The sequence below is a fragment of the Actinotalea subterranea genome (genome assembly GCF_008364845.1).
Classification (GTDB): Bacteria; Actinomycetota; Actinomycetes; order Actinomycetales; family Cellulomonadaceae; genus Actinotalea; species Actinotalea subterranea.
The window spans coordinates 17,605-30,135 of record NZ_VTTP01000002.1 but is presented as its reverse complement, the minus strand read 5'-3'; the positions used below and the strand labels follow the sequence as shown (position 1 = coordinate 30,135).

The following is a 12,531-nucleotide window of genomic DNA, read 5'->3' as shown; positions in this document are numbered from 1 at the left end:
GCAGGTCAGGGGCGCGTCAGGGCACGTCCGCCTGCACGAGGGAGCCCCGGCCCCACACGCTCAGGGGCCCGTCGAGCGCCGACGCGAACGCCGACTCCCCGCGCTTGAGCGTGATGCCGCCGTCGCCCGCGGCGGTGATCGTCAGCTCGCCGTCCAGGCAGAGCAGGATGCGCGGGCCGCGGCCGGGCAGCGGGTGCCGGTCCGCGTCGTCCACGGTCGTCACGGACAGCTCGAAGTCGTCGACGGGCGCGTAGAAGACGCGCGTCGCGCCGTGGAAGATCTCGGGTGCGATGCGGATCGGCGGTGCCGCGACGTAGTCGACGTTCGCGAGGAGCTCGGTGATGTCGACGTGCTTGGACGTGAGCCCCGCGCGGAGCACGTTGTCCGAGCTCGCCATGATCTCGACGCCGACCCCGCGCAGGTACGCGTGCACGCCGCCGGCCGGGACGAACATCGCGTCGCCGGGCTCGAGCGTGACGGGGTTGAGCAGCAGCGACGTCACGACGCCCGGGTCGCCCGGGTACGTCTCCGCGAGGAGGACGACGGTGCGGTCGACGCGCGGCGAGGGCGAGCCGTCGAGGAGCCGGCGTCGGCACGCCTCGACGACCTCCGCGACGGCCTCGGCCGACGGGCGCGTCTCGGGCTCGAGGAGCTGGCGGAACGCCGTCCGGATGCCCTCGTAGGACGGCGCCGCGCGCAGGACGCGAGCCAGCGAGCGCGTGAGCGGCGCGTCCAGGCCCGCGAGCAGCTCCGCGGCGCGCCGGGGGGCCCGGAAGCCGCAGAGCGCCTCGAACGGGGTCAGCGCGTACACGAGCTCGGGCTTGTGGTTGCGGTCGCGGTAGTTGCGGTGCGGGGCGTCGACGGGGATGCCCGCGGCCTCCTCGAGCTCGAAGCCGACGCGGGCGCGCTCGATGTTCGGGTGGACCTGGAGGGACAGCGGCCCGTCCGCGGCGATGACCTTGAGCAGGTACGGCAGGGTCGTGCCGAACCTCGCGACGACGTCGTCCCCCAGCGCACCCTCGGGGTCGGCCGCGATCAGGCGGTCCAGGGTGCGCAGGCCCGGGTTGGTGCCGACGCCCGACGGGCCGCTCGGGTGGGCGCCCATCCAGCACTCGGCGACGGGGGCGCCGGTGCGCGTCAGCCCGAGCAGGTCGGGGATCGCGTCGGTGGAGCCCCACGCGTAGTGCTGCAGGTGGGGGGTCAGGACGTGCACGAGCACCTCGGCGAGTCGGCGACGGGTCCAGGGGATGATATCCACGGGTCGGCGCCCGCCACGTGCGATTCGTCAGGACGGCACCGGGTGCGACACACTGACCCACCATGCGAGGAATCATCCTGGCGGGGGGCTCAGGGACGCGCCTGCACCCGATCACCCTCGGCGTCAGCAAGCAGCTCGTGCCTGTCTACGACAAGCCGATGATCTACTACCCGTTGTCGACCCTCATCCTCGCGGGCATCCGCGACGTGCTGGTGATCACGACCCCGCACGACGCCGAGCAGTTCCACCGGCTCCTGGGCGACGGCTCCCAGTTCGGCATCTCGATCAGCTACACGGTGCAGGCCGTGCCGAACGGGCTCGCGCAGGCCTTCGTGCTCGGCGCCGACTTCGTGGGCGACGACTCGGCCGCGCTGGTGCTGGGCGACAACATCTTCTACGGCCCCGGCCTCGGCACCCGTCTCGAGCGGTTCGAGCACATCGACGGCGGAGCGGTCTTCGCGTACCGGGTCGCCGACCCGACGAGCTACGGCGTCGTGGAGTTCGACGCCGACGGCCGTGCGCTGTCGCTCGAGGAGAAGCCCGCGCGGCCCAAGAGCAGCTACGCCGTGCCGGGCCTGTACTTCTACGACAACGACGTCGTCGCGATCGCGCGGGACCTCGCGCCGTCGGCGCGCGGCGAGTACGAGATCACGGACGTCAACCGCGTGTACCTCGAGCAGGGGCGCCTGCAGGTCGAGGTCCTGCCGCGCGGCACCGCATGGCTCGACACGGGGACGTTCGACTCGTTGCTCGAGGCGTCCGACTACGTGCGCACCGTCGAGCACCGCCAGGGCCTCAAGATCGGCTCGCCGGAGGAGGTCGCCTGGCGCAAGGGCTTCCTGAGCGACGAGGACCTGCGCGCGCGCGCCGAGGTCCTCGTGAAGTCGGGCTACGGCAGCTACCTGCTGAGCCTGCTCGAGACCGAGCGCTGACCGAACCCTCGCACGGCGCTGAACCGCACGGCGCTGCCGGTCCCGTCACAGGCCCGCAGGCCTCTGACGGGCCCGCAGGCCTCTGACGGGACGGCGCGGCGGCGTCAGGCAGGCGCGCTCGGCGTGACCTCGGCCAGCACGGTCGGCGCGGCCTGCGCCCAGCGCGCGGCCCAGTCGCCGATGGGTTCGACGCCGACGCGGCGCAGGGCGTCGTGGCCGAGCACCGAGTACGCGGGGCGTGGCGCGGGGCGGACGTACACGTCGCTCGTCGTCTCACGCACGATCGCCGGGTCGAGCCCGTCGGCTGCCACGGCGGCCTGCGCGAACCCGTGCCACGACGTGCTGCCCGACGACGTGCCGTGGTACGTGCCCGACGGCGCGTGCGCCTCGACGAGCCGGATCACGAGGTCGGCGAGGTCCTGGGTCCAGGTCGGCTGGCCCACCTGGTCGGCGATGACGTCCAGCCCGCCCCGCTCCCGTGCGACGCGCACGATCGTCTTGGGGAAGCACGCGCCGAGCGCGCCGTAGAGCCACGCCGTGCGCACCACGAGGTGGTCGGGGCACTCCGCGCGCACGGCCCACTCCCCCGCGGCCTTGGTGCGTCCGTAGGCGGAGCGGGCCCCGATGGGCGCGTCCTCCGCGTACGGGGCCGTGGCGTCGCCCGGGAACACGTAGTCCGTCGAGATCTGGACCATGCGCGCCCCCGCGGCGTGCGCGGCGCGTGCGAGGTTCGCGGCGCCGACGGCGTTGACCGTGAAGGCGGAGCCCTCGTCCTCCTCGGCCGCGTCGACGGCGGTGTGCGCGGCGCAGTTCACGAGCACGTCGAACCCGCGCGCGACGTCGACGGTCGCGGCGGGGTCGGTGATGTCCACCTCGGCGCGGTCGATGCCCTCGGCGTCGTGGCCGCGCTCACGCAGCATCGCCACGAGGTCCTGCCCGAGCATCCCGTTGGATCCCGCCACCAACCAGCGCACACCGTCTCCTCGTCGTCGTGGTCCTCGGCCGCTCACGGCCGACTGCAGGGTAGCGGTCTCGGTAGGCTTGCCCGACTGCCTGCCGGACGAGAGGACCACCATGACGTACCGCGAGCTCGCGGTCCCGGGCGCCTGGGAGATCACCCCGAAGCAGCACGGAGACCCTCGCGGCGTCTTCCTCGAGTACTTCCAGGGCGCGCCCTTCCGCGAGGCCACGGGGCACGCGTTCGACCTCCAGCAGGCGAACTGCTCGGTCTCCGCGGCGGGGGTGCTGCGCGGGATCCACTACGCGGACGTCCCGCCCGGCCAGGCCAAGTACGTGACGTGCGCCAAGGGCGCGGTGCTCGACGTCGTGGTGGACCTGCGGGTGGGCTCGCCCACGTTCGCGACGTGGGACACCGTGCTGCTCGACGACGTGGACCGGCGCGCCGTGTACCTGTCCGAGGGCCTGGGCCACGCGTTCATCTCGCTCGAGGACGACTCGACCGTGCTGTACCTGTGCTCGACGCCGTACGCGCCCGGCCGGGAGCACGGCATCCACCCGCTCGACCCGCAGGTGGGCATCGTGTGGCCGACGACGGCGCGGGACGGGTCACCGTTGGTCCCGCAGCTCTCGGCCAAGGACGAGGCCGCCCCCAGCCTCGCGGAGGCGGTCGCTGCGGGTCTGCTGCCGGACCACGACGCGGTGCGTGCCTACGTGGAGTCGCTCCCGGCCGAGTGAGCGGCGGCGGCCGGCACCGGCTCAGCGGCTGCGCAGCGCCTGCTCGTACGCCTCGACGTGCACGGCCGCGGCTGCCTCCCACGTGAAGCCGGCGGCGCGCTCGACGGCCGCCCTGGCGAGCACCGCGCGTCGGGGCGCGTCGTCGAGCAGCGCGCGCAGCTCGGTCGCGATCGACGTGTCGTCGGTCCCGCAGTAGGCGACGGCGTCGCCGCCGACCTCCGGGAGCGAGAGCTCGCGCGTCGTGAGCACCGCCGCGCCGCACGCCATCGCCTCGAGCACGGGCAGGCCGAAGCCCTCGCCGAGGCTGGGGTACGCGACGACGCGGGCCGCGGACAGGAAGCCCGCGAGGTCGTCGAGCGGCAGGTAGCCGGTGCGGAGCACCCGCAGGTGGGCGGGCACGGCGTCGACGGCCGGGCCGACGCCCTCGTCCCAGCCGGGTCCGCCGGCGAGGACGAGTGCGGGTGGCGCGTCCATGCCCTCGACGGCGCGCACCCAGCCGCGGATGAGCGCGGGCGTGTTCTTGCGCGGCTCGAGCGTCCCGAGGAAGCCGACGTACTCCTCGTCGGCGAGGCCGAGGGAGGCGCGGACGCGCGCGCTCTCCGACTCGTCGACGGGGTGGAAGATCTCGGTGTCGACCCCGTGGTAGGCGACGTGGAAGCGCTCCGCCGCCCCGCCCGCGTAGCGGCGCACCTCGTCGCGGGTCGCCTCCGACGGCACGACGAGCGCGGCGGCGCGGCGCACGGCCCCACGGATCGCCGCGCGGAAGAAGCGCGCCTTGACGGGCGAGTGGAGGTCGGGGTGGCTGAAGAACGTCGCGTCGTGCAGGGTGACGACCGTGGGGACGGCCGCGAGACGCGGCAGCGTGTAGTGCGGGCTGTGCAGCACGTCGGCGCGGGTGCGCCGGACGAGGGCCGGGAGGCCGGCCTGCTCCCACGCCATGCGCACCGGCCGGCGCGCGATCCCGGCCGGCGCGGTCACGACCTCCGCGGCGGGGACCAGCGCGGCCGTCGCCGCGGCGTCGCGCTCCTGGCACACGACGACGAGGTCCAGCCCCTGCGCGGCGAGCGCGGGCAGCAGCGCGTCGACGTAGCGACCCACGCCGCCTCGGTCAGCAGGGATCGCCGTGGCGTCGAGGATCAGTCGCACGCAGTGATCGTAGGTGGCGCACGGGCGTCCGTGCGCCACCTACGGCACGGCCGTCAGGGACGGTAGAAGTACTCGTCGCTCGAGACGATCGACCCGATGATGGCCTCGACGCGAGCGCCGTGCTGGATCGCCGTGACCCAGGTGTGCGCACCGCCCGCGTCGACCGGACGGCCCAGGAGGTGCTGGTAGTAGCCGTCGACGACGGTCGTGAGGTACTCGGTCGAGAGCAGGAAGCCCATGCTGACCCCGTACCGGGAGACCGCGCCGCGCCCGAGCTCACCCACCCAGCCCGCGACCTCGGCCGCGGACGGCTGCCGGTCGAGCACGTGGCCGTACATCCGCCGCACCCACGCCGCGTCGGTCCCGCCCGCCTGCGCGTAGTACTCGTCGGAGGCGAGGAACAGGCCCTCCATCTCCTGGATCGTCACGCCGCGACGCATCTCGGAGAGCCAGCCGCGGTGACCTGCCGGCTCCGGCTCGCGGTAGAGGTACGTCCGGTAGGACTCGGTGATCAGGGCGAGCCGGTACTCGTCGGAGTACGTGATCGAGTTGGCGACGGCCACGCGCGGCGTGCCGTTGCGCAGGGCGCCCGACCAGGCGTCGAGCCCGCCCTGGTCGACGGGGCGGTCGAACAGGTCACGGTAGACGCGTGTGATGTACGACGTGATCGCATCGGTGCCGCCGGTGCCGGCGTTGACCACGACCTGGGCCGTTGAGCCGACGCCCTGCACCGTCACGGAGGTTCCGGTGGACGGGACCACCCAGGTGGTCCCGGCACGCAGGCTCACGGCGCTGAACGGCGTCACGGTCTGCGGCTGCATGTCGAGGAGGTAGCTCTGGTTGCTGCCGTAGGGCCGTAGGTGGACCTGGACGCCGGCCCACGCCGACTGGCGCACGTCGCGGCCCACGGCGGGCCGGAAGTCCACGAACAGGTGCCCCTCGGGCGCCGTGATGCGCAGCGCCCGGGGCGCCGTGACGGACGTCAGGGGGTACAGGGTCAGCGCGGTGCCGGCCGCGACCGACCCGGCGTCGGTGTACACGGTCAGGCCGAGCAGGTCCGCGAGCGCCGTGTTGAGGCTGCCCGTCACCGCGTTCCGCGCGAAGCCCATGACGTCGGCGGCGTCGGCGTACTCGACCGCGGAGCACGTGGCGGACAGCGGCACGCGCGTCGCACCCGACTGGCACGTGTACGCGTTGGCGTGGCCGAGGCCGAGGTTGTGGCCGACCTCGTGGGCGATCACGTCCACGAGGTTGATGCCGTTGACCCAGACGTAGCCGCTGCCGACCGAGCCGAGACCCGCCCAGCTGCACGCGGAGAGGTTCGGGAAGTACACGGCGACGTGGTGGGTGTCGGTCGGCGCCCCGACGCCGTTCGCCACGAGCGCGGCGGCGAAGAGCGCGTTGAGGTCGTCCCGCGTGCACGACGCCGGCTTGGCGACCTGCGCCCAGCCCCGCACCTGCGCGGTCATCGAGATGCGTCCGCCGCTCTGCTCGGTCCAGTACTGCGCGGAGGCCGTCGCGGTCGACGCGAGGTCGACGCTCGGCTGGCTGCCGAAGTGCACGGGGAGCACGGTCAGGGTGTGCGCCCCGAGGACGACCTCGTCGGTCACGAGCCCGTCGGTCGCCGTCCCGGGGTCCACCGTGGCGGTGACCTGCTCGACGTCGACGACCCGTGCGGTGGCCTGCGTCTGCGGGTCCTCCGCGGCGGCCGCCTCGAGCGCGGCCACGCCGGTCAGCCCTGCGTCGGCCTCGAGCGTGACGGTGACGCCGTCGCCCGTCTCGACGTCGCCGGCGAGGTCGTCGGGCACGTCGTAGAGCCTGCCGTCGACCTCGACCAGCGCGTCGGTGCTCGACGGTGACGTCTCGGTCGCACCCTCGACCACGAGGGTGATCGCGGTCGCGTCGACGGTCAGCGTCGTCGAGCCGTCCCCGTCGTCGGCGAAGGCCGCACCCTGCGGGAGGGTGAGGGCGACGGCGGTGGCGAGGGTGAGGCCCCATGCGCGCCTGATCCCCTGGCGGCCGTGGTCCTCGAGGGCAGGCCGAGTCTGCATGTGCTGCTCCCAGTGCGGTGCGTCGGTCGTGGCGTCCGGTCGTGCTGCGGCGGAGCGGGGTCCGGGCTCGCCTGGTCGGCGCTGCTGCGCCGGGCTCTCCTTGCTCATCGGCTCGTCGACACGGGTTCGTGAGCCGTTCCGGGCATCGTCAGCCCGTGACCGTGTAGACCCAGCGCGGCGCCCCGCCCCACGTGATGGTCCCGTCGGGCACGAGGCAGGTGTCGGTCAGCTCGCGCCCCGAGACGACCGTCGTCAGGGCCGGGAGGCGCTCGGCGACCTCGCACGGGGAGCCGGACACCCGGATGACGTCGGGGGCCGGGTTGGTGAAGACGAGCTCCTCGGCGTCCGTCCACTCGAAGGTGATGAACGAGCCGCCACGGTTCCAGGCGAGCTCGTTCGCGCCCGTCGGGTCGAGCTCGCGCCACGCGTCCTCGACCGGCCCGGCGAGCTGGCGGCTGGACAGCGACGGCACGCCCGTCGCGGTCAGGAGCGCGTCGACGTAGAGGTCGTCGGTGGCCCACACCTCGCCGTCGGCGCGCGCCTCGGCGCCGTCGGCGAGCATCGCCTGCGCGGTCGCACTGCCGCGCAGGTCGGCGAGACCGAAGAGCACGGGGTTGACGTTCCAGATGAGCAGCGCACCGAGGGCAACCGCGGCGGCGTACCCGACCCACCAGTCGGGCCGACGGGTCACGACGAGGACGACGGCGCCGAGGAGGAGGCTCGAGACCCAGATGGTCGTCGTCGACATGTCGGGGATCGTGTGCGCCCACATCATGGAGCCCGCGTACGCCGCGAGGAGGGCGATCGACCCCGCGACGAGTGCCGAGCGTCGCAGGCCCGCGCGGGGGGCGCCGGGCAGCACGAGGCACAGGAGCAGGACCGCCAGGTACCCGAGCACGTCGGTCGAGCGGTTCGCCGGGACCATGCTCAGGAGCGGGATGTGGGTGGCCCACCCACCGAACTCGACCATGGACCACGCGAACCAGAAGCCCGTGAAGCCGAGCATGGTCGTGGTGGCCACGCGGTGCCCGCGGTCGCGGAACCGCACGCCCGCGACGAGCAGGAGCACGGCCCAGACCGCAGCGACCGCGAACGCCGAGGCGACCTCGCTGGGGTTCGACTCGAGCACCGTCAGGTGCTTGAGGTTCACGAGGCTCGTCGCGCCGAAGATCTCCTCGATCTGGTTGGGGCTGCCTGCGGCGACCCGCGCGCCGGGATAGCTCGTGCCGAGCGTCGCGCGGATGGACTCGAGGTTCTCGAGCAGGACGCCGCCCGCGAGGAGCAGTGCGAGGCCGCCGGTCGCGCCGACCGCGACGAGGCCGCTGCGCAGGCGTTCCCGGGTCGCGACCATGCCGGCGATCGCGACGGCCAGGATGGTGAGCCCGACCACGATGGCCCACGGCTGGTAGTGCAGCGGCGTCCGGGCGAGCAGGATGCCGCCGCCCGCGCACCACGCGGCCGCACGGCCATAGCGCCGCAGCTCGAGGCTCGCCTGGACGCGTTGCATCGCGGCGGCCCCGGCGAGCGTGAAGCCGAGGATGCCGAGCGGGCTGAACGACCACCACGCGCTGCCGGGTGTCGCGACGATGAGGAGCGCGGCGACGAGCCCGAGCCAGCGGTTCCCGGTGAGCGTGTGGACGAACGCGGGCGCGCCGAGGAACAGCAGCAGGAACGGCAGCCACCAGCGTGCCGCGATGAGCATCTGGTCGGGCAGCAGCGGGCCCGCCTGGAGCATCGTGCCGTCGAAGAGCACGACGGACGAGACGACGCCCGAGGGCATCTGCGTCGTGAAGCCCTGCGGGGCCGTGAGCGGGTTCTGGTCGTCGGCGGAGCCGGTCGCGGTGATGCCCAGCAGGAGCGGCGTCGACGTGAGGTACTCGTCGCTGCGGATCCCGACGGCCCCGCCGATCATCGCCGGGTCGGAGGCCGAGGGGTCCTCGCGCAGGCCCGTGATGCCGATCGAGGACTGCGTGACGCCCAGCAGCACGAGGACCGCGTAGAGCACGAGCGGCCCGGCGACCCACCAGGACCGTCCCCTGAGCGAGCGGAGCAGGTGCGGCAGGCTCGTGCGCGGGGCGGCCGGAGCGGCGTCCGCCGCGGCGCCGGTCGGCCGACTGGGGGCGGTGTCGGTTGAGCTCATCGGCCGGCGCATCGTCCTCGGGAGTCGTGGAAGGGCGCCTCACCCTAGCAACGTGCGGACGCCGCGGAGCCCGACGGCCTAGCGACCCGGCGTGCGCGGCCCGACGACGCCGCGCAGACCGTGCACGAGCCCGGTCGCCGCGTGCGCGAGACGTGCGCGGCGACCGGGGACGAGCGCCGTCGTCACGAGCAGGTGGCGGGCGTCGCGCAGCACCGCGGTCGCCGCCCAGGCCGGTGCACGCCTGCCGTGCCGCCGCACGAGGTGCACCCGGTTCCGCACGATGTAGTAGTAGCGGAACGGTGCGGCGTGCACGAGCGAGAGGCGCGGCCGGCCTCCGTCCCGACCACCCACGGCGTGCACCTGCCCGAGCGCGTGCTCGAGGTGCGTGCCCGGCGCCGCGACGGCGGCCCACCCTCGGCCGGTCGCGCGCAGGTAGAGGTCCGTGTCCACGCCGTCGATGAAGAGCTCGTCCGCGAACGTCCCGAGCTCGTCGAGCGCGGCGCACGCGACGAGCAGGCCGGACTGGATCGGCTCGCGGCTGTGCACGACGGCGGGGTGGTTCGCCGGGTGGTCCGGGTGGTCCGGGTGGTCCGCGCGGTCGGACCTCGGCCCGGCCGAGGCGCCACGTCCCGGGCCCCGGCGCGCGGCGGCGGGTCGGATGCTGCCCGCGCGGGCGGGGCCCACCATCGCGACGCGCAGGCCCGCGGCGTGCGCCTGGCGGCCGGCCCGCAGGAGCGCCGCGACGTACCCGGGCGGCACGACGGAGTCCTGGTCGAGGGTCAGCACGTGCTCGCACGCCGAGCCGAGCCGCTCGCGCACCTCGCGGACGCCCGTGTTCAGCGCCGCGCCGATCCCCCGGTTCGAGCCGTGCCGCACGACGACGGCGCCGAGCTCGGCGCAGCCGTCGAGGAGCGCGTCGTCGGGCCGGGTGCTGCCGTCGTCCACGACCACGACGAGGGCGACCTGGCCGACGAGGCTGCGGCACGCGTCGAGGAGGCCCGCGGAGGGGTTGAACGCGGTGACGACGGCGCCGACGGCGTCCCCCGCCCGGGCGGGGTGCGAGGCGCCCGACGCGTGCGGTTCGGGGCCGTTCGGCATGGCGGTCAACGTACACTAGGGCGGCTCGCGACCGGCCGGCGCACGGACCGGAGCAGGACCGGCCGGGCCCGGCCGACGCACCGTCGGCGGACTCCGGCGAGGGGACGAGCATGAGCGCGGCCGAGACACCGGCCCAGGCGCCTCCCGAGCCGACGATCGGTCGCGCCGACAGCGTGCGGATCGCGGTCGCGACGGCGGTGTCCGCGGGCACCGGCTACATCGCCCTGGTGCTCGCTGCGCGCCTGCTCCTGCCGGTGTCGCTCAACACGCAGTTCGTGACCTTCTGGTCGGCGCTCTTCGCGTGCTTCGGCGTCCTGAGCGGCATGTCGGTCGAGACCACACGGGCCGTGACGGCCGCGCGTCTGGCGCCGACGCCGGACGGGTCCGCGCCGCGCCGGCCCCGGGTGCTGGCCGTGGGCCTGGGCGCCGGGCTCGCGCTCGCAGCGGTGCTCGGCGCGAGCGCCCCGTGGTGGGCGCCCCGACTCTTCCCCGCGGAGCCGGGCCGGCTCGCCGCACTCGTCTGCCTCGCCGTCGCGGCGTTCGCGGCGCACTCCGTCGTCGTCGGCTCCCTCGCGGGCCGGCGGAGCTGGCGCACGTACTCGGGCGTCGTCGCGGCCGACTCGCTCGTGCGCCTGGCCCTCGTTGCCCTCGGGCTCGTCGCCGTCGGGACGGTGCTGGGCGCCGCCGCCGGCGCGGTCGCCGCGACCCTCACCTGGGCCGGGTACCTGCTCGTCTCGCGTGAGGCGCGCTCGGCGGCGGGGGCCCGCCTCGACAGCAGCCTGCAGGTGTTCCTGCGGCGCGTGCTCGCGGCGGGGCTCGCGTCCGGGGCGAGCGCGCTCCTCGTGGTCGGCTTCCCCGTGCTCCTGTCGGCGACGACACCTGCCGCGCAGTACGCCGGTGCGGCGCCGCTGCTGCTGGCGATCTCCCTGACCCGGGCGCCGCTGATGATCCCGCTGACCGCCTACCAGGGCGTCGCGGTCTCCCACTTCGTGATCCATCGCGACCGCGGCCTGCGCGCGCTCGCGCCGATCGCCCGGCTCGTCGCCGTCGTGGGCGTGGCGGGTGCGGGTGCCGCCTGGCTCGTCGGGCCCTGGATCATGGGTCTCCTGGGTCCCGGGTACCGGGTCGAGGGCCCCGTCCTCGCGGGCCTCACGCTCGCCGCGACGGCCATCGCGCTGCTGACCCTGACGGGTGCGCTGTGCCAGGCGCTGACCCTGCACGTCCCGTTCCTCGGCGGCTGGGTCGTGGCGGTCGTCGCCGCGGTCGGGGTGCTGCTCACCCCCCTGGACATCGCGCCGCGCGCGATCCTGGCGCTCGCGGCGGGGCCGGTGCTCGGCGTCGCGGTGCACCTGTGGGCGCTCCTGCGGGACGTCCGCACCGGCACGGCAGCCACCGAGGCGCCCCCGGCACCCGCCGACGCCTCCCTCGCCCCTGACGCGCCGCACCCCACCCCTCGCGTGAGCGTGTGCCTCGCGACGTACGACGGCGCCGCGTACGTCGTCGAGCAGCTCTCCTCAGTGCTCGGGCAGCTCGGCCCGGACGACGAGGTCGTCGTCGTCGACGACGCCTCCCGGGACGACACGGTCGCGGTGGTGCGCGGGATCGGCGACCCGCGCGTCGTGCTCGTGGAGCATGCGCAGAACCGCGGGTACGTGCGCACGTTCGAGGAGGCCCTGCGCCGCTCGCGGGGCGAGTACGTGCTCCTGTGCGACCAGGACGACGTGTGGGTCGACGGGCGGGTGGCAGCGATGGTCGAGGCGCTGGACCGGACGCAGGTCGTGGCCACCAACCTGGGCACGCTGGGCGGGCCCGAGCGCCTGCGCGGCCCGTACGGTCAGGCGGACTGGCACCTGCGCGCCGCGGACAGCACGCGGCACGTGCGCAACGTCCTCGGGGTCCTCGCCGGCAACCGGCCGTACTACGGCTGCGCGATGGGCGTGCGGCGTTCCGCGCTCGCCCGGGTGCTGCCGTTCCCTGCGCTGCTCACCGAGTCGCACGACCTGTGGATCGCCCTGTACGGCAACGTCGCGGGCAGCATGACGCACCTCGAGCTGCGCTCGGTCCAGCGACGGTTCCACGAGGCGAACGCGAGCACCGCGCGGCCCCGTGGCCCCCGAGAGGTGGCCAGGTCGCGCTGGATGCTGGTGCGCTGCGTCCGTGAGCTACGCCGCAGGCGTCGGGCCTGAGCTGCGCCGCAGGCGTCGGGCCTGA

The 12,531-nt window shown here is 74.6% G+C and carries 9 protein-coding genes; 3 read left to right on the top strand and 6 right to left on the bottom strand.

Annotated features, from left to right (window positions below):
* Positions 1–16 precede the first annotated feature (16 nt).
* Entirely contained in the window at positions 17–1,213 is a 1,197-nt protein-coding gene (gene manA / locus FZ988_RS03195) for a mannose-6-phosphate isomerase, class I (protein ID WP_149203049.1), read from the bottom strand.
* A gap of 107 nt (positions 1,214–1,320) precedes the next feature.
* On the opposite strand from manA, the gene rfbA reads away from it, so the two are divergent.
* Positions 1,321–2,190, top strand: a complete 870-nt coding sequence (gene rfbA / locus FZ988_RS03190; protein WP_149202584.1) for a glucose-1-phosphate thymidylyltransferase RfbA — start codon at positions 1,321–1,323, stop codon at positions 2,188–2,190.
* A 104-nt stretch (positions 2,191–2,294) separates the two neighbouring features.
* Here the strand turns inward: rfbA and rfbD are convergent, their stop codons facing one another.
* On the bottom strand, positions 2,295–3,164 hold the full coding sequence (gene rfbD / locus FZ988_RS03185; RefSeq protein WP_149202583.1) for a dTDP-4-dehydrorhamnose reductase: 870 nt from the start codon (positions 3,162–3,164) through the stop codon (positions 2,295–2,297).
* A gap of 100 nt (positions 3,165–3,264) precedes the next feature.
* Between rfbD and FZ988_RS03180 the strand changes: the two genes are divergently transcribed.
* On the top strand, positions 3,265–3,885 hold the full coding sequence (locus tag FZ988_RS03180) for a dTDP-4-dehydrorhamnose 3,5-epimerase family protein (RefSeq protein ID WP_149202582.1): 621 nt from the start codon (positions 3,265–3,267) through the stop codon (positions 3,883–3,885).
* Between the two features lie 21 nt (positions 3,886–3,906).
* Here FZ988_RS03180 and FZ988_RS03175 read toward each other — a convergent pair whose 3' ends face one another.
* The 4 genes from FZ988_RS03175 to FZ988_RS03160 all read right to left on the bottom strand — a co-directional run bounded on the left by FZ988_RS03175 (position 3,907) and on the right by FZ988_RS03160 (position 10,320).
* The gene (locus tag FZ988_RS03175; RefSeq protein ID WP_149202581.1) at positions 3,907–5,031 is read right to left on the bottom strand and encodes a glycosyltransferase family 4 protein; all 1,125 of its coding nucleotides are present in this window, start codon (positions 5,029–5,031) and stop codon (positions 3,907–3,909) included.
* 53 nt (positions 5,032–5,084) lie between these two features.
* Positions 5,085–7,082 carry a DUF4214 domain-containing protein gene (locus FZ988_RS03170; RefSeq protein WP_188078955.1) on the bottom strand — a complete coding sequence of 666 codons (1,998 nt, stop codon included), beginning with the start codon at positions 7,080–7,082 and terminating at the stop codon, positions 5,085–5,087.
* A gap of 148 nt (positions 7,083–7,230) precedes the next feature.
* Positions 7,231–9,222 carry a DUF7657 domain-containing protein gene (locus FZ988_RS03165; protein ID WP_149202579.1) on the bottom strand — a complete coding sequence of 664 codons (1,992 nt, stop codon included), beginning with the start codon at positions 9,220–9,222 and terminating at the stop codon, positions 7,231–7,233.
* 78 nt (positions 9,223–9,300) lie between these two features.
* Positions 9,301–10,320 (bottom strand): glycosyltransferase, encoded by a 1,020-nt coding sequence (locus FZ988_RS03160; protein ID WP_149202578.1) that lies wholly within the window; start codon positions 10,318–10,320, stop codon positions 9,301–9,303.
* A 110-nt stretch (positions 10,321–10,430) separates the two neighbouring features.
* Here FZ988_RS03160 and FZ988_RS18895 point away from each other — a divergent pair, with 110 nt between their 5' ends.
* Complete coding sequence (locus tag FZ988_RS18895; protein WP_246169167.1) at positions 10,431–12,506, top strand: glycosyltransferase; 2,076 nt, start codon at positions 10,431–10,433, stop codon at positions 12,504–12,506.
* Positions 12,507–12,531 lie beyond the last annotated feature (25 nt).

Excerpts from the sequence above, each read along its gene's own strand:
- FZ988_RS03160 (WP_149202578.1), bottom strand. The coding sequence starts at position 10,320 with ATGCCGAACGGCCCCGAACCGCACGCGTCGGGCGCCTCGCACCCCGCC.
- FZ988_RS03165 (WP_149202579.1), bottom strand. The coding sequence starts at position 9,222 with ATGAGCTCAACCGACACCGCCCCCAGTCGGCCGACCGGCGCCGCGGCG.
- FZ988_RS18895 (WP_246169167.1), top strand. The coding sequence starts at position 10,431 with ATGAGCGCGGCCGAGACACCGGCCCAGGCGCCTCCCGAGCCGACGATC.
- rfbA (WP_149202584.1), top strand. The coding sequence starts at position 1,321 with ATGCGAGGAATCATCCTGGCGGGGGGCTCAGGGACGCGCCTGCACCCG.
- FZ988_RS03180 (WP_149202582.1), top strand. The coding sequence starts at position 3,265 with ATGACGTACCGCGAGCTCGCGGTCCCGGGCGCCTGGGAGATCACCCCG.
- FZ988_RS03170 (WP_188078955.1), bottom strand. The coding sequence starts at position 7,082 with ATGCAGACTCGGCCTGCCCTCGAGGACCACGGCCGCCAGGGGATCAGG.